A 16,777-nucleotide genomic window follows, 5' to 3' on the forward strand; every position below is an offset into this window, starting at 1 on the left:
AAAGATTAAAAAACTAAAAAATCAGGATAAACTGTTCTGTCTTTTCCCAATTTATCCTGATTCTTATTAATATTTTTATTGGTTGAATGTTATGTTCCTCACTCGCATCCTAATTGATCACAACTTCACTCTATCGCGCCATATGCTGATACTGTTCCGCAATATTCAACACATGATCGCCGATTCTTTCAAAGTCTGTCAACAGTTCCGAGAACAGAATTCCTGCCTCTGCATTGCAGGATCCTGACTTCATTCTCTCAATCTGTTTCTTAAGGTACATTTCTTCAAGATCATCGATCTTTTGCTCATTCCGCGCAGCCTTCTCAAGAAATTCCTTTCTGCTTCCATTGTGCATACTGATATCTGCCAACGCTTTCTCGCAAATTTTCTTCATCTGTCTTACTTCCTCCAAAGCTTCTTGTGACAGCTGGATTCCCCATTCGTTCAGATTCTTTGCATATCCTAAAATATTCATTGCATGATCTCCGATCCGCTCAATATTGCCTACAATAATATAGTAACTGCTCATACTCTTAGATCCTGCAACCGACTTTTCTCCGGACATCTGGCGAACAATGTATTTTGAAATTTCTGCATTCAGATAATCAATATACTCTTCTCTCTCTTTTAAAGAATCCCATGCTCCTAAATTTCCAGTCAAGACTGCATCGTAACTTTCCTCGATATTTTGAGCAACCATCCCGCGCATCCGATCCACTTCCTGCTCCAATTCTGCGAGTGCAAGAGCCTCATTTCCTACTGAATAGCTGTTTTCAAATACTTTGATATGTTTAAGTCCTCGTTCTTCTATTGTCTCTTCTTTTCCCTCTGGAAGGATCAATACTGCCAATTTTGCCATATAAGTTCCAACTGGAAGTAAGATCAGTGTTGTCACAATATTAAAGATTGTATGAACATTTGCAATCTGCGCTACCGTGTTGCCCGGCGAAAGTGCCTCCACCCATGACACAAACGGTGTCAGCATACTGATAAATGTAAATAAGATCGAACCAAAAATATTGAACATCAAATGGATCACGGTCGCGCGCTTTGCATTTGTCTTTGTACCGATAGATGCCAGAACTGCTGTAATACAAGTTCCGATATTCTGTCCAAATAATACATAAACAGCACTTGATAGCGGAATCACACCTGTCCCTGCCAATGCCTGTAAAATTCCTACCGAAGCAGAGGAAGACTGGATGACCGCCGTAAAGATTGCTCCTACTAAAATACCTACAACCGGATTACTTGCTTTTGTCATAAAGTTGACAAATGTCTCGGACTGCTGGAGCGGCTGCATTGCATCTCCCATCATTCCCATACCGATGAACAACACTCCAAGTCCGGCAAAAATCTCACTAATATGGCGTACTCGTTCATTCTTCACAAATGTAATCGCTGCGACACCTCCAAATGCGATCAGCGGTGCGATTGCTCCGATGTCAAGTGCGATCAGCTGTCCTGTGATCGTTGTACCGATATTTGCTCCCATGATCACCCAGACTGCCTGATTCAGTGTCATCAGCCCCGAATTGACAAATCCTACCACCATAACAGTTGTAGCAGATGAAGACTGAATCACGGCTGTGATCACAGCCCCAACTACAACACCTTTGATCCTATTGGATGTCAGCTTCTCCAAAATACTTTTCATCTTATTGCCCGCTGCCGTCTCGAGCCCGTTACTCATCATCTGCATTCCGTATAGAAACAGCGCCAAACCTCCAAGCAACATTAAAATATCTTCCATTCTCATTTCTTTTGTTTCCTCCGAATATATCTCATTTCTTTTCTCCAGACATTTCTAAAATGCCTGCAAATCTCTTTTCCTATCTATTCATCGGAATCCTGCTTTTTCCATCTCCCAAATGTATGATCTCCATCCGCGTCTGATGATACCAGACTTTTCTCTTCTGAACCCCTATAATATCGGGAATCACCCAGACACTGCACATGGACCATAAAAGAACTCCTGTGAGCCATTGTTGTAATGGTATATATTGTTGTAAAAAACTTCCTTCATTGCTTTTCTTCTGTTTCATATCTTTGGTACGGAGTACCGCCCGGTACAAGCTGACATCAAAGACTTCCTTCTGCTCCATCCACACACTCTGTACAAAAGACTGACCATGCTTTGCCGGATATGCCGACATGTTTCTGACACTTCTCGCCTCTACATTTATTTCCACAAAAAAAAGCAATGACAAAAAGAAAATTGTCAAAACAGCTTTTGTTCTTTTCTTCATGGCACTGCCTCCCTGTCACTGACTCTCTATGATTCTCTATGACTTCTGTAATTCAAGAGTATCATAATTAATTTCACACTGTCAATTACAAGTTAAATCGATGTAAAATTTTAGTAAATGTGTAGATTTGTCTTTATAAAATCTGCTGCAAATCATTCATTTTTTCTACTTGTTTCCAAAGATAACCTTTTGTCTCTTCATCCGGAAGTGTCAGATCCGGTATCATAACTACCCGGCAGCCTGCCCCATACGCCGATTTCACTCCATTAGGGGAATCTTCCACAGCCACACATGCTTCTGCTTTCACCCCGATCTGATCGCAAGCATACAGATAAATATCCGGCATTGGCTTCCCGTTCTCTACCATGTTGGCACAGACAATCCGGTCAAACATTTCTGTAATTCCAATTTCATCCAGATATGCTTCTGCCCGTTCTCGGTCCGTCGCAGTTGCCACTGCGAGTTTGTATCCTTTTTCCCTTAAATAGTTCAAAGTCTCTTTGACTCCCGGCTTGATCTCCACCCCATTCTTTGCCAAATGCTCCGCCATGATCTCTTTTCTTCTCTCCCTCACAGCAACGTAATCAAATGTCTCCCCATATATTCCTTTTAACCACGGCTCTGCAAATTTTCCCGAAAAACTGCGAATCATCAATGCATGCTCTCTCTTCATCGGCATTCCCAATTCTTCCGCTGCCTGACACCAATATTTCACAAGATATTTTTCCGTATTGATCAATACGCCATCCATATCAAATATAACTGCTTTTATCATCGTTCCTTCTCCTGCTCTCATTTTTACATAGTAAGAGTAGGTATCAATCATTTTGCTAATCAATACCTACTCTTACTTTGATTCTTCAATCATTCATTTTACCTCATTTTCTGAATACTGTGTAGTCTTAATCCTTCTTTTCTTCCGATAATGCGTCATACAAATCTTCTATTCATACAGCACACCATCCAAAAATCTGAATCTCAACTGATACATAGCTTCCGTTCTTTTGTGTCTGACTTTCTGATCTTCTTTCGGGTATACATCCAACTTTTTATCATTTGTCAGATTTTCTTACTCTTTCTGGTGGTCCGTACCTCCTTATCTTAGATTGTGCAAGCATCTTTGCTTCTACTATTATATAACTCCGTCCGTTAAAGTTATATCCGTTCCACATAAGAAATAAAAATAATGACAGGTCTTTCAATTTCCTTTCTGTTTCTTATTTATACTTGTTATGTTTATGACTATATAATAACATACTTTTCAGATTTGTCAATGCTTTTTTCAGATTTTTTGAACTTATTTTCTATTTTTTCTATTTTTATAGTTTTTATCTAATTGTTTTCTGTTAAAAAGGACATATCTGCTAAATCACTTTGCAGATACGTCCCACATTCTAAAAAGGAACTGCTCCTGTATCGATTCCATTGATCACGTAGTACACCGCATTTTCCTCTGGTTTTGCATAAAGTGTCATTGTCTTGATCTCACCGATCCGACGTCCAGATTTTGTCCACGCTTTTTTCACTGCCGCGATCATCTCTTTTTCTTCTACCTGTTTTCCCTTGTATTCTACTACTACAGAAGTCTTCATCTCCTTTTTCGGAGCTGCTTTTTTTACTACTTTCTTCTCTTCTGTCTTCTTTTCTTCCACGGCATCTTTTTTCTCTACTGTCTCAACTGCTTTTTCCTCTACTGTCTCTTCCTCTGTTGCCATCACAACTTCTTCTGCACTCTGTACTGCAGCTTCCGTTGCTTTTTTTGCAGTCGCTTTTCTCTGTTCTGTATTGTTCTTATTGTTCATTTTTCTTGCTGCTTTTCTTGCTACCATTTTGATTTCCTCCTAATACATATCTAGCGACATTTTTACAACAAAATTTATTATAGCACAGGTTTTTCCACTTGTCATCTATTCCTCAAATTCTACGAGAAGATAAAATCCTCTGTCATTTTGCTGAATTTCCCGGATAATCCCTTCTCTGGATTGAATCCTGGCATTGCTTCTGTAAATACCAGACATTGCCACCGCCGGCTCCACTACATAGCTGTACAGGCTTCCATTGACCCTCTCCGTCACTTTCACTTTCTGACCTTCTTCCACAAGTCCTTGCCGTTCCATCTTAAATTTTTCCTGTCTCATAACCACTTTTCCTTTCTGTTCTTGTCTAGCGTCAGATCAACCTCTTTCTCTCCCATTTTCCAGTCAGATATCTCGCAAAGGATATGATGTAGTTTGTCATCCATCCAAGCGGAACCGCATACCACACTGCCTGAACGCCCCAGAGCGGCGCACAAATAAAGGCAATACTCACACGGACTGCAAGATTGCAGAGATTAGCAAGTGTAAATACAACCACATCTCCTGCACCTCGCAGCACCCCATCCGTCAGCGCTTTCAGCCCAATACATACAAAGAAATATGCGATAAAAGACAGATACGAACTTCCTGTCTGAAATGCAAGAGAGCTTTCATTGCCTCCCACAAACATGGAAATAATCTGCTTTTTCAGCAGAAGTAATGTCACACAGATTACTACTGCAAATGCAAATACAATCCCGTGTGCCGTCCGATATCCTTTCTTTACATGATCGGTCTGTCCTGCGCCGATATTTTGGGCAGTAAAAGTAGAAATAGCATTTCCCATTGCAATCATCGGCACAATGCAGATGGACTCAATCCTCATCCCCGCAGAATATCCTGCCACAACGGATGATCCAAATCCATTCACAACTGACTGCACAAGTAACATTCCGATAGATACGATTGACTGCTGAATAATGGAAGGAATTGCTATTTTTACCATATTTCCAAGAATTTCCACGTCGTATTTTTTCGGAGTATCCTCCCCCTCATATTCTTTCAGTCTGCAGAGCAGGATCCAAAAGGAAAGCACCGAGGCAATTCCCTGGGCAAACACGGTTGCCACTGCCACTCCCGCGACTCCCTTCTGGAATACAATTACCGCCACAAGATCCAACGCAATGTTCAGTACTGTAGAAAACATCAACAAATACAGCGGGATATTTGATTTTCCCAGCGCATTGAAGATTGACGAAAGTACGTTGTACATAAATAAAAATGGAAGCCCCATAAAATAAATATTCAGATACAACACAGCATCTTCCAAAATGTTTGCCGGCGTCTTTAACGAAGACAAAATCGCCCTGTTCGCAAACAGTCCAAACCCTGCAAGTATCACACTGATTGCAAGAAATGTCAAAAGTGCGGTAGAAATTGCAGTCTGCATCTTCGTATATTCCTTCGCCCCGAGATATTGGGAAATAATGACTGAGGCTCCTACCCCGCCTCCAATGGCGATCATAATAAACACGGTCGTCAATGAGTACGAGGCGCCAACGGCTGCAAGTGCATCTTCCCCGACAAATCTGCCGACAATCACAGAGTCCGCCATATTGTAAAACTGCTGGAGCAGATTTCCCAGGATCATAGGCACCGCAAAAAATATCAGCGCTCTCCCAGGATGTTTTCCGAGCATATCAAACCTTTCCATCTGTTTTCTTTTTTTCTGTTCTGTTTCTTTCTGCATGTTTCCTCCTACACTACCAGTTCCGCCTGACTTCCCTGGTTTGTTTTATGAATATAAATTTTTTTATCAATGCGCTTTCTAAGTTCTTCCACATGGGAAATAATACCGATCAGGCACTTTCCTTTTGACATTTGATTCAAAGTGCGAATTGCCTGCTCCAGTGTATCCGCATCCAGAGAACCGAACCCTTCATCAATAAACATAGTTTCCAGCTTCACCCCTCCATTATGCTGCTGCACAATATCAGACAATCCCAACGCCATCGCCAGAGATGCTACAAATGACTCTCCGCCGGACAGTGTCCGCACATCTCGGTTTTTCGCAGTTCGGTAATCATAAACAAACAGATCCAACCCTCTGTTTCCCACAGTTTTTTCTCCGCGTTTCAACTCAAACTGCTGATGCATCATCATGGTCAGCCGCTTATTTGCCTGCGCAATGATCTGGTCAAAATATACCCCTTGAATGTACGTCTCAAATTTGTAATTTCCATTTGCCGCTGCATGGATCCGACGGATCTGGACAAACTCTGTCTCCGCCTGTCCCAGCTCTTTTTCCCGCTTTTCCAGTTTGCGGACACACTCCGCATTTTTATCGGACCGAAGTAAGTAAACCTCATACGCTTCGTGGAACTGTGCACAAGCTTCCTTCATAAAAGCTTCCTTCTCTGCTCTCTCCCCTTCCTGTTCTGTTCCGGATAAGATTTCCAACCGGAAGAGCTCTTTCTCCTGTTCCTCCAAGAGATTTTGCAGACGATCTCCTTCTTCTTTCGCTGCCCGAAGTTGTCCTTCTGTCTTATCCGCCAATTCTTTCGATGCCAAATACTGCTTCTGTGCAGCTTCGGTATCTCTTCGGATTTTCTCCAGCGTTTTGATACACACAGTAAGCTGGGACTCCAACTGCTCTTTCGCGGATGTCACCTGCTTTTCCATCACTTCCAGTGTACTTTTATCAGACAAATACTTTCCAAGCAGCCGCTCTCTGTCTTCCTGCAGCTGTTTTTGTCTCTCTTCCTGTCCCTTTTGCCTTGCTTCAATCATTTCCAGCTGTGCGTTCCATGCCTCTTGTTTTTCTTTTTGCTTCTCTAATTCCTCATGTTCCTTCGCTAACTCTTCTATCCGGTTTGTGATTTTTTCAGTAAGCTGCTCTAGATAATCCGCAATCTCTTCAAATCTTTTCGTCTCCCACGATGCTTTTGACAATTCACTCAAACGCTGTCTCAGATGATTTTTCTCGGTTTCCACAGCCGCCTCTGTTCTCTGAATCTGTTCTTGTGTATGATCGCAGGCTTCCTTTGCCCGCTCAAGTTCTTTCTGCGCCCGCTTCACTTCCTCCGCAGTCGGCACACCACTCACCTTTCCTGCCGGAGATGGATGAGAAATAGAACCACAAACAGGGCAAGGACTTCCATCTATCAATTCTGCTGCAAAAATTCCCGCCATATGCGCCCTGCTCTTCGTATCCAATTCATTGTACTTCTGATTTGCCTCATCTTTCCTGCAAAGTTCTCCTAGCAATCGTTTGCGAATTTTTCCTAACTCTGTCTCCTTCTTGTAGATTTCTTCCTGCATGTATCGAAGGCGTTTTAAAATTTCTTCCTGCGCCTTCCACTGCTCTCTGCGCTGTCTGTTTTGTTCCTGACGGATTGGAAGTGTTTCCCACAATTTCAACTGTTCTATAATCTTCTTCTTTTCTTCTGCCATCTTTTCCGCTGATAGTTTTTCCTGCCGGATCTGTGCTTCCTTGTTCTTCCAGTCTGCCTCGCTTTTTTTACAGTTGCTTCTAATCATTTCTAATTTTCCATGGATCTCCAGCTGCTTCTGAATCTGATCTTTCTCTGCGATCCATGGTGTCTGATCGATACCTGCCGCTTGCTGATAAGCTTCCTGTGCAGACTGTACCTGCACGGTCAGACGCTCCCTCTCTTGAAAAAACTTCTCACAGTCTTCTTGATTTCTCCTCTGGCGTTCTTTTTCTCTGTCATAATCCTGCAGTTTTGTCAGATGCTCTCTCATACGTTCTTCCGCAGCACGAAGTTTTTTTAATTCTGCTACATCAACGGCATTGACTACTTTCAGATCACGAATAATCTCGTCTAGCACTTCCAGTCTTCTTTCCTTCACATTCCTTTTTAAGCGCTCCCAACATTCTTCTGCCTCTGGCTGCTTCTTCTCGTAAGTTTCTTCCTCCGAAAGCCGTATTTCTCCTAATTGCTCCTCTGCCCCTTGTCGGAGGCTTTCGTATCTCCGTTTCCTATCAAGGTAAGTTGCAGAAATCTTTTCCTGAAGATCAAAGAAAATCTGTGTATTAAAAATAGTCCGGAAAATCTTTTCCCGCTCTTTTGTCTCTGCATGTAGCAATTTCAAAAAATCTCCCTGTGCAAGCATGGCAATTTGTCTGAACTGTTCTAGTGAGATTCCAAGCAATTCTCGTATCTTCCCAGGAAATAGGATAGTTCCTCCCTTTGTCTCCCCATCGATATCTTTTGCCGTCTTTAACCGAGTTCCATCCGGAAGTAGCATCTCCACCGTGGCAGCAGTCTTTGTCGCATATCCATCCCGAAAATATGCAGGAGAGCGCGTGATCGTATATTGCTCATTCTGGTGTTCAAATGTCAGGCTCACATACGTTTTGTTTTTCGCATCTGCATAATCACTTCGCAGCATCTCTGGCTTCCGCCTTTTATTTCCGCTGCTGGTCTCCCCATAAAGCGCATAGGAAATAGCATCAAAAATCGTTGTCTTCCCCGCACCGGTATCTCCCGTGATCAAAACAAGTCCGCTCGTCCCAAACTGCTCAAACGGAATCGTCGTCTCTTCCAGATAAGTTCCAAATGCATTCATCGTCAGTGTGATCGGTCTCATTATCAGCTCTCTCCTCCCTCTAAAAGTTCTCTCATCATCTGCTCCACAAGCGTCCGGTCTTCTTCCGCCAGCTTCTCCCCGCTTCGCTCTTCAAAAAACTCCGCAAACAACTCCATCGGCGAGCGGTCTGCAATCTGCTCTGCATTTTTGATCCCTTCTAAAGCGGCACGTGTCCTTCCTTCAAATTCTACTGTCAGCAGATTCGGATATTTCACTCGAAGTCTTGGTACTACATCCACTTGATCTTCCCCGTCAGTCAGTACTACCTTCACATACTCTTCGCACCCTTCTCCACCAAGAACCTCCTGCAATGATCCAGATACTGTACAAAGTCCATGGTGTGGATGGATTGCAAGTGTATCCACCACAATCTCTTTTCCTTGTTCGATTGTGAGCATTGTCACTGATTTTTCGCCCTCATTTTTATCAAATGAATACGGGAATAATGTCCCGCAGTACCGGATAGTCTCCCGTTTTACTTTTTGTGCCCGGTGAAGATGTCCAAGAGCCACATAGTCAAACAGATCAAATGCATCGGCACCGATATTGTCAAGCCCTCCAACCATCACAGTCTCCGACTCAGAAGAAACTGCCCCGGTAATAAACTGATGAGCGACAAGGATATTCACAGCCTCCGGGTTGATATCTACATGAGAAAGGACTGTTCGCACCGCCCGGTCATAACTGTCAATCTCTTCCTCCGGATAATACGGACGCACATCAAACGGCTTTATATAAGGAAGTAAATAAACAGAAACTTTCTGCCCATCCTTGTTGAGTTCTACCGGCTCCAGTTTCCCGTCAAAAATCCCCTTGATAAAAATATTTTCTTTCTGCAAAATCCGGCTTGCAAAATGAATCCGCTCAGACGAATCGTGATTTCCACTGATCAAAAAGACGGAAAGCCCCCGGTCAGCCAGTTCACTTAAAAAAGTGTCAAATACTTTTACCGCCTCTGCCGACGGCACTGCCTTATCATAGATATCTCCCGCGATCAGGATTCCATCCGGCATATGAAGATCCACAAGCGCAAGTACTTGTGCCAGGACAATTTTCTGTTCCTCCAGAAGATTGACCTCATGCAGAATTTTTCCGATATGTAAATCTGATATATGAAATAATTTCATCTTTTGCCACTCCATTTTCCTCATACTTATTACACATACTTATTATTTTGCCCATTCTATTATATTGGATTTTTCTTGCAGTTACAACTGTTGTCTGCACTTCTCCCTTACTGACTTCTCAAAATATTCTATTCTGATCAGATCACAACCGTCCCTATCTGCAACTGATTTATAATCTCTGCTTATTATTTCTCTTTAAAAATAATTATCCATTTCCCAGCATCCCCCTTTGCTTTCCTTTCTGAATCGTGCTAAACTTATTCTGTCAATGAAACATATTTCAAATTTACACATAGAAAAGGAGACGAACACATGGGAGGATTTTTTGGTGTTGCCGCAAAATCAAACTGTACGCTTGATTTATTCTACGGTGTTGACTACCACTCACATTTAGGAACACGACGGGGAGGAATGGCTACTTTTGGTCCAAGCGGTTTCAGCAGAGCCATTCACAATATCGAGAACTCACCATTCCGTACAAAATTTGAACGAGATGTAGAAGAATTACAGGGAAATTTAGGAATTGGCTGTATCTCTGATTTCGAACCGCAGCCGCTTCTAATCCAGTCTCATCTCGGAAGCTTCGCGATCACAACGGTCGGCAAAATTAATAATATGGACGAACTTTTAGACAAAGTGTATGCCCATGGACATACACATTTCCAGGAGATGAGCGGCGGACAGATCAACGCAACTGAATTGATCGCTTCCCTGATCTGTCAGAAAGATTCTCTTGTAGAAGGAATCCAGTATGTACAGGAAATCGTAGACGGCTCTATGACACTGCTTCTGATGACAAAAGACGGTTTGTATGCCGCAAGAGACAGACGCGGGCGTACTCCGCTTGTCGTAGGACATAAGAAAGATGCCTACTGTGTCTCCTTTGAAAGTTTCGCATATATCAATCTCGGCTACAGCGACTACAAAGAATTAGGACCTGCTGAGATCGTTTACATCACACCGGATAGTGTCGAGACTGTCAGTGAGCCAAAAGAAGATATGAAGATCTGTTCTTTCCTTTGGGTTTACTATGGATACCCGACCTCTTCCTACGAAGGCGTCAATGTAGAAGAAATGCGTTACAAATGCGGTGGAATGCTTGCAAAACGTGATGCGCTTGACGATGTCAGACCAGATGTTGTCGCAGGAGTTCCAGATTCCGGAATTGCCCATGCCATCGGCTATGCCAATGAATCCGGTATTCCATTTGCCCGTCCGTTTATCAAATATACACCGACTTGGCCGCGTTCTTTTATGCCGCAAAATCAAGAACAGCGAAATCTGATTGCCCGCATGAAACTGATCCCGGTACAGTCTCTGATCGAAGACAAGAGTCTCCTTCTGATCGATGACTCCATCGTGCGCGGAACTCAACTTCGTGAGACAACAGAATTTCTTTACAATAGTGGGGCAAAAGAAGTCCATGTACGTCCTGCCTGCCCGCCACTCTTATTCGGCTGTAAATATTTAAATTTCTCTCGCTCCAAATCCGAACTGGATCTGATCACAAGACGTGTGATCCAAGAGAAAGAAGGCGATGATGCACAGAAATATTTAAGCGAATATGCAGATCCAAACAGTCAGCGCTATGCCGACATGCTGGAAGCGATCCGCAAAGAACAAAACTTTACTACACTCCGCTATCACAGACTGGATGATCTGATTGCATCCATCGGGCTGTCTCCTTGTAAAGTATGTACTTACTGCTTTAACGGAGTAGAATAGTCACAGAAAATTTTAAAGAACAAAAGAATTTTCTTTCTATTTTCTTTTGGACTTGTTATAATGAAGAGCGTGCACAGATCTTCTGGCACGCTCTTAGTTTGTTCACAAAAATTTAGATAGATAAGGTGGTTAGATTATGAATAAAAAAGAAGTATCCGAAATCAAAAAGCAATTTACGCCGGACAACTGCGCGATCACCCGCATCTGTGGCTGCTATGTCGACGGCGAAAAAAATAAAAAAACACAATTAAAAGAAGCATTTCTCTCTCTTCCTGAAGAAGAAATCTTCAAATATTTTGAACTATTTCGCAAGACACTGTCCGGCACGATTGGAAAAAATCTGCTCAACATGGAATTCCCTCTCTCTGCGGAAAATGCGGGAGGAACTCAGGATTTTCTCCTGAAACTTCGTGCCAGCCAACTGACCGATGATGCGCTTCTGGATGCATTCTACGACCGGATCATCGAATCTTACGACTATGGCGAGAACTACCTGATCCTTGTCATTCACGCCGCCTATGACATTCCGGGAAAATCCAGTGACGGGAGCGAAATGTTCGATGCCTCCGATGAAGTATATGAATATCTGCTCTGCAGCATCTGTCCGGTAAAACTGTCTAAACCAGGGCTTAGTTACCATGCAGAAGATAACACCTTTGGTGAACGCGTCCGCGACTGGATCGTAGAAATGCCGGATGTGGGATTTCTGTTTCCTGCCTTTAATGACCGGAGCACCGACCTGCACAGCATTCTTTATTACGCCAAAAATGCCGAAGAACTCCGTGCTTCTCTTGTAGAAAATCTACTCGGTGCCATTCTTCCATTATCTGCCGGAGGACAGAAAGAAACTTTCCAGACACTGATCGAAGAAACACTCGGAGAAGAACGTGACTATGAAGTGGTCAAAAATATCCATGAGAACCTCTATGAAATGCTTGAAGAAAAGAAAGATTCCCCGGAACCGGTTACCCTTGACAAAACAGAAGTAAAAAAACTTTTTGCCCACAGTGGTGTGACCGAAGAACATTTGGAAGACTTTGACCGGAACTTTGAACAGGCAACTTCATCTTCCTCGTCCGAACAGCCATCTTTCCTTGCAACTAACATTGTCAATACAAGAAAGTTTGAGATACGCACCCCAGATGTTGTGATCAATGTCAACCCGGAACGTTCCGACCTGGTCGAAACAAGAATCATTGATGGGCGCCGCTGCATCGTGATTGGTATCGATGACCATGTGGAGATCAATGGAATTTCCGTTAAGGCAGTTGCCAAAAATCAAAATGAAATGTTTTAATAAATACTCATTTTACAAAGAAAAGTATTCTGATTAATTTTATCTATCTGCTTTTCAGAAAAAGACCAGCCAGAATCCGATTGACCTGACTGGTCTTTCATTGTTCAAAGTAGATTTTCTATTTTTTTCATCAAACAAAATTTCAAACTCTTTTAAGATTTTATATATACTTTTATTAAGATTTGTCTATTATCCTATTTTTCATACCCATTAAAATAAAGGAAAGAGAGAGCGGATCTAATGAATTTTGTAACAACAAGTCCATCCCCTGCAAAAATAGGACCTAATTTATTCGATGTCCTAAAAGAATTATTATTAATTAAACCTGTCTTTTTACTTGGTATCATTTTGGTTACGGTAACAATATTACTGTTGTTTCACAGAAACAAGTCAAAATGCACGAGAACTCTTGTTTTTTCCGTACTCATGTACTACTATTTATGCTTCATGTTTGTAAATATTGTAGGCATTCCCTCACTTCATGAATACACAAGACTTGCTCAATTAGGCGAATCTATCTTTCACCCCAATATAAATCTCATCCCTTTCAACGATGGATTCAGTTTCAGTTTTTTATTAAATATTTTGCTTTTTATCCCTCTTGGATTTTTATGCCCACTGATAAGCAAAACTTTTTTGAATAAGAAAAATATATGTTTGATCGGTTTTGGACTGTCATTTTTCATTGAAATCGCACAGTTATTCACCTTACACAGAGCTACGGATATCAATGATCTTTTTGCAAATGTCTTTGGAACAATAATCGGTTATTTTTTCCTTCAACTGACTACAAAACTACCAATAATAAAATCTCTTTGCAGCAATAGTCCTACCGAAAAATGCACAACATATCTTCCTGCCATTATAATCACTATCAGTTTTGTATTAAGTTTTCTAGCTTGAAACTCTCCATAGCGAAAGGAGGCTACATTATTTAAAAATGTAAATGCTCCAACAATCTCTAGCTGGAACTTTTCGGAGATTTTCTCCTTTACTTCTGCCGCAGTTTTTCCATCATCTTAGTATAATTTTTCCGTTCGTGCGGAAACATGCACTGGCTACAGTCTTTCACACCTTTTTCTGTGTATCTGAAATTCCCACCACACTCTGCTCCTTTTAAGTACAGCGGACAGAAACAAAACAGACAGTTAAAATTGTCCGGATCGTCTGTCTTATGACATGGGAAATACTCACATTGCTTATGGGAAAAAAATTTATAAAATTCTGACATAGTTTCTCCTTTTTCTTCTGTTTACCTGATTTATTTTCGTTATCTTCTCTCTTCACTCCACTCTAATATAATTCCTGTGTTCGCGTCAATCTCAAATTCGTATTCTCTCTGATCGTAGATGATATCCCCTTCGTATTTATACTGTCCATCATCATTGTCAAGTTCCATCCGAACATCAGACTCTGTCGCCCCCGGAACTCTTTCTAATGCCGTCTGCATTGCCTGTTCCTGGCTGACCGCCACATTTGCTCCTGCGCTTTGTGACTGATTATTTTGCGTATTATTCTGCTGTCCATTTTGTGCTTCCTGTGCAGATTCGTTCCCCTGCGTATCCTTATTTTGTGCTGCCGTATTGGAAGCGACATTTTCTGTATCAGCAGTTAAGATTGTCCCGTCTTCCGCTGCGATTTCATAATCGTATTCTGTTCCATTTGCATCGAATTGAATTTCATAGATCATTCTTCCGTCATCTCTATCCTTCGATGTTTTTAGTCTTGTCGCTTCCTCCTTCGTCACACCCGCATCTTGAAGTGCCGCTTCCAGTGCTGCATCTTTTCCAATGTCCTTTCCACCTGTGAACCCACATCCCGTGGTTGCTCCTAATACACTGATTGCTACGATTCCTGCTGCCATATATTTTTTCATCATATCTGTTTTCTCCTTTTCTTCTTTGTTTTTTCTTTCTTGTTTCTTACTTTGTATCTGAATCATACAGTAGAAACATTAAAAGAACATTAGAAAATACTTAAAAAGGAATATAAAATGTAAATCTGCTTCCTTCCCCTTCTCTGCTCTCAACAGACACTCTGCCACCATGCGCTTCGGCAATCCATTTTACCATAGAAAGTCCAAGCCCAGAATGGCTTCCATCTGTGCGCGAAGTGTCTGCACGGTAAAAGCGTTCCCAGATATGTTCCATGTCATGCACAGAAATCCCAATTCCATTATCTTCCACGATTCCGACTACATTTTCTTCCTTTACCTGCAAAGAAATTTTTACAATCCCACCTTCTCTTCCATAAAAAACAGCATTGGATACAAGATTGACAACCATCCGGATATAGAAACTTTCATCCACTTGTGCATAAATATCCGGAGTAATATCAGTTCTGACCGTAATTTCTTTTTCCTCTGCGATCATCTGCTGTTCTTCCGCAATGATCTGTGTCAGTTCACTGAGATTTACCCTCTCTTTATTCAGCTTCTGCCTTCCTTCATCTGCCCGGGATAACAAAAGCAGGCTGGAAATCAACCCCGCCATCTCTCTCGCCTTTTTTGCAATCAGCTCGATCTGCTCTCTCTGTCTGTCCGTCAATGTTTCCTCGGAAAGACATGCATCGCACTGTGCCAGCATTACACTCACCGGAGTGCGCAGTTCATGAGAAACATCGGAAGTAAACCGCTTTTCTCTTTGAAATACCATTTCCAGCTGTTCCAGCATCCCGTCAAAGGTCTGTGCCAAATGGTAGATTTCATCTTTACTTTCTTTTTGCTCCTCTGTCAGCCCTACTCGTTTGGACAGATCTGCATCCGATTGGATCTGCCGGACCGTGTCTGTCATTTTTTTTACCGGGAGCAATGCCCTTTTCGTAAACTGATAACCCAAAAATGCTGCTGCCAATGTGAAAAGCGGGAGCAAGATCACTGCAAACCGCATCGTAATCTGAAAGCTTTCTTCTGCATCATTGATGGACGCCATCCCCCTCACATAAACATTCTGCCCGTTTTCCAGCCGATACAACACATCATACAAATACCATTTCTGCTTATTCTCTTTGATCTCACGCATAGTTCCATCTTCAAGCCCATAGGCATTCTCGATTCCATACGGAACTTTTCCGTATAGAAAATACCCGCTTTCATCGTACAGAGACAGATAAATCCCCTTTTCTACAGAATAAAAATCATTGTCTACTTCCAGCCTGCCATCTTCTATTTCAATCTCCTCAACACTCTTTTGCACAGAGTTCTCCAGCTGATTTTTCACAGAAGCCAGCACTTTTCTGCCACTCATAGAGAATAAAATTCCAAGTGTGGTGCAGGTAAGCAAAAGCAGGAATGTTGTGTAGAACAATGTCAGTCTTGCTTTTAATGTCCATCGCTTCATAAATTAAATCCTTTCGTTTGCCATAGGTAATATGTTGTTTCTTGTTTTACAATCTTAACAATGTCGCAAACCCTATCCGTCGTATCATAACTTATTAAGAAATGCATGTGGTCTTTGTCTGTTTCCATAGCAATTATTTCGTAGCCACGAGTATTGGCTATATCAAAAATCTTTTGCTTAACATCGTCAGCAATAGAACCTTTTAGTAGTTGCTTACGATATTTAGTTACAAGAACTATATGTACTTTTAGGCTGTATTTTCGTCTGTTATGACGATGATATCTATTGTCCATAGTTACCTCTGATAATTATTGACTTTCACTATCTAATATTATATACTATATCTAGTGAAATATCAATGAAGGGAGTACATCTATGGAACAGATGACTATAACAGCAAAAGTTCAAATAGTCGCCACGGATACAGATAAAGTTTTGCTTGATGAAACTATGTCTGTTTATCGTGATGCCTGTAATTATGTTTCAGACTATGTATTCCAAACTCATGATTTAAAGCAGTTTTCACTTAATAAGGCTTTGTATTCTACTCTAAGAGAAAAATTTGGTCTTAAATCGCAAATGGCTCAGTCCGTTTTGAAAACAGTCATTGCAAGATATAGAACTATTCTCG

General features: G+C 41.7%; 14 protein-coding genes and 2 pseudogenes. 4 read left to right on the top strand and 12 right to left on the bottom strand.

From position 1 onward, the window contains the following. Positions 1–130 precede the first annotated feature (130 nt). The 8 genes from EDD74_RS10320 to EDD74_RS10355 form a co-directional block, all read right to left on the bottom strand. Positions 131–1,759, bottom strand: coding sequence for a Na/Pi cotransporter family protein (locus EDD74_RS10320; RefSeq protein ID WP_116441815.1), 1,629 nt, complete (start codon positions 1,757–1,759; stop codon positions 131–133). 73 nt (positions 1,760–1,832) lie between these two features. Next, positions 1,833–2,249, bottom strand: a complete 417-nt coding sequence (locus EDD74_RS10325; protein ID WP_116441814.1) for a hypothetical protein — start codon at positions 2,247–2,249, stop codon at positions 1,833–1,835. A 133-nt stretch (positions 2,250–2,382) separates the two neighbouring features. After that, positions 2,383–3,024, bottom strand: a complete 642-nt coding sequence (locus EDD74_RS10330) for an HAD family hydrolase (protein ID WP_016440144.1) — start codon at positions 3,022–3,024, stop codon at positions 2,383–2,385. A 619-nt stretch (positions 3,025–3,643) separates the two neighbouring features. Beyond that, positions 3,644–4,078 carry a DUF6465 family protein gene (locus tag EDD74_RS10335; protein WP_008976306.1) on the bottom strand — a complete coding sequence of 145 codons (435 nt, stop codon included), beginning with the start codon at positions 4,076–4,078 and terminating at the stop codon, positions 3,644–3,646. Between the two features lie 78 nt (positions 4,079–4,156). Next, positions 4,157–4,387, bottom strand: coding sequence for a hypothetical protein (locus EDD74_RS10340; protein WP_008976307.1), 231 nt, complete (start codon positions 4,385–4,387; stop codon positions 4,157–4,159). A gap of 31 nt (positions 4,388–4,418) precedes the next feature. Continuing rightward, positions 4,419–5,795, bottom strand: coding sequence for an MATE family efflux transporter (locus tag EDD74_RS10345; protein WP_116441813.1), 1,377 nt, complete (start codon positions 5,793–5,795; stop codon positions 4,419–4,421). Positions 5,796–5,803: 8 nt separating this feature from the next. Beyond that, a complete protein-coding gene (locus tag EDD74_RS10350; protein WP_116441812.1) occupies positions 5,804–8,659 on the bottom strand; it encodes an AAA family ATPase in 2,856 nt (951 codons plus the stop codon). A 2-nt stretch (positions 8,660–8,661) separates the two neighbouring features. Next, positions 8,662–9,786 (bottom strand): exonuclease SbcCD subunit D, encoded by a 1,125-nt coding sequence (locus tag EDD74_RS10355; RefSeq protein ID WP_116441811.1) that lies wholly within the window; start codon positions 9,784–9,786, stop codon positions 8,662–8,664. A gap of 312 nt (positions 9,787–10,098) precedes the next feature. On the opposite strand from EDD74_RS10355, the gene EDD74_RS10360 reads away from it, so the two are divergent. The 3 genes from EDD74_RS10360 to EDD74_RS10370 all read left to right on the top strand — a co-directional run bounded on the left by EDD74_RS10360 (position 10,099) and on the right by EDD74_RS10370 (position 13,711). Continuing rightward, on the top strand, positions 10,099–11,511 hold the full coding sequence (locus tag EDD74_RS10360) for an amidophosphoribosyltransferase (RefSeq protein WP_008976311.1): 1,413 nt from the start codon (positions 10,099–10,101) through the stop codon (positions 11,509–11,511). Between the two features lie 136 nt (positions 11,512–11,647). Continuing rightward, on the top strand, positions 11,648–12,808 hold the full coding sequence (locus tag EDD74_RS10365; RefSeq protein ID WP_009262809.1) for a DUF4317 domain-containing protein: 1,161 nt from the start codon (positions 11,648–11,650) through the stop codon (positions 12,806–12,808). Positions 12,809–13,048: 240 nt separating this feature from the next. Next, entirely contained in the window at positions 13,049–13,711 is a 663-nt protein-coding gene (locus EDD74_RS10370) for a VanZ family protein (RefSeq protein ID WP_116441810.1), read from the top strand. A gap of 88 nt (positions 13,712–13,799) precedes the next feature. Here EDD74_RS10370 and EDD74_RS10375 read toward each other — a convergent pair whose 3' ends face one another. The 4 genes and pseudogenes from EDD74_RS10375 to tnpA all read right to left on the bottom strand — a co-directional run. Further along, a complete protein-coding gene (locus EDD74_RS10375; protein WP_008976314.1) occupies positions 13,800–14,039 on the bottom strand; it encodes a cysteine-rich small domain-containing protein in 240 nt (79 codons plus the stop codon). Positions 14,040–14,078: 39 nt separating this feature from the next. Beyond that, entirely contained in the window at positions 14,079–14,687 is a 609-nt protein-coding gene (locus tag EDD74_RS10380) for a PepSY domain-containing protein (RefSeq protein WP_116441809.1), read from the bottom strand. A 97-nt stretch (positions 14,688–14,784) separates the two neighbouring features. Further along, positions 14,785–16,146 carry a sensor histidine kinase gene (locus EDD74_RS10385; protein ID WP_116441808.1) on the bottom strand — a complete coding sequence of 454 codons (1,362 nt, stop codon included), beginning with the start codon at positions 16,144–16,146 and terminating at the stop codon, positions 14,785–14,787. An 8-nt stretch (positions 16,147–16,154) separates the two neighbouring features. Next, positions 16,155–16,439: pseudogene (gene tnpA, locus EDD74_RS10390) on the bottom strand (IS200/IS605 family transposase); the annotation flags it as partial. Positions 16,440–16,521: 82 nt separating this feature from the next. On the opposite strand from tnpA, the pseudogene EDD74_RS10395 reads away from it, so the two are divergent. Further along, positions 16,522–16,777, top strand: a pseudogene (locus EDD74_RS10395) (RNA-guided endonuclease TnpB family protein); the annotation flags it as partial.

The sequence above is a fragment of the Faecalimonas umbilicata genome, from assembly GCF_004346095.1.
Classification (GTDB): Bacteria; Bacillota; Clostridia; order Lachnospirales; family Lachnospiraceae; genus Faecalimonas; species Faecalimonas umbilicata.

What these genes read in the sequence shown, in the direction of transcription:
- EDD74_RS10335 (WP_008976306.1), bottom strand. Translation starts at nt 4,078, where the DNA reads ATGGTAGCAAGAAAAGCAGCAAGAAAAATGAACAATAAGAACAATACA.
- EDD74_RS10320 (WP_116441815.1), bottom strand. Translation starts at nt 1,759, where the DNA reads ATGAGAATGGAAGATATTTTAATGTTGCTTGGAGGTTTGGCGCTGTTT.
- EDD74_RS10385 (WP_116441808.1), bottom strand. Translation starts at nt 16,146, where the DNA reads ATGAAGCGATGGACATTAAAAGCAAGACTGACATTGTTCTACACAACA.
- EDD74_RS10345 (WP_116441813.1), bottom strand. Translation starts at nt 5,795, where the DNA reads ATGCAGAAAGAAACAGAACAGAAAAAAAGAAAACAGATGGAAAGGTTT.
- EDD74_RS10325 (WP_116441814.1), bottom strand. Translation starts at nt 2,249, where the DNA reads ATGAAGAAAAGAACAAAAGCTGTTTTGACAATTTTCTTTTTGTCATTG.
- EDD74_RS10350 (WP_116441812.1), bottom strand. Translation starts at nt 8,659, where the DNA reads ATGAGACCGATCACACTGACGATGAATGCATTTGGAACTTATCTGGAA.
- EDD74_RS10355 (WP_116441811.1), bottom strand. Translation starts at nt 9,786, where the DNA reads ATGAAATTATTTCATATATCAGATTTACATATCGGAAAAATTCTGCAT.
- EDD74_RS10360 (WP_008976311.1), top strand. Translation starts at nt 10,099, where the DNA reads ATGGGAGGATTTTTTGGTGTTGCCGCAAAATCAAACTGTACGCTTGAT.
- EDD74_RS10380 (WP_116441809.1), bottom strand. Translation starts at nt 14,687, where the DNA reads ATGATGAAAAAATATATGGCAGCAGGAATCGTAGCAATCAGTGTATTA.
- EDD74_RS10330 (WP_016440144.1), bottom strand. Translation starts at nt 3,024, where the DNA reads ATGATAAAAGCAGTTATATTTGATATGGATGGCGTATTGATCAATACG.
- EDD74_RS10365 (WP_009262809.1), top strand. Translation starts at nt 11,648, where the DNA reads ATGAATAAAAAAGAAGTATCCGAAATCAAAAAGCAATTTACGCCGGAC.
- EDD74_RS10375 (WP_008976314.1), bottom strand. Translation starts at nt 14,039, where the DNA reads ATGTCAGAATTTTATAAATTTTTTTCCCATAAGCAATGTGAGTATTTC.
- EDD74_RS10370 (WP_116441810.1), top strand. Translation starts at nt 13,049, where the DNA reads ATGAATTTTGTAACAACAAGTCCATCCCCTGCAAAAATAGGACCTAAT.
- EDD74_RS10340 (WP_008976307.1), bottom strand. Translation starts at nt 4,387, where the DNA reads ATGAGACAGGAAAAATTTAAGATGGAACGGCAAGGACTTGTGGAAGAA.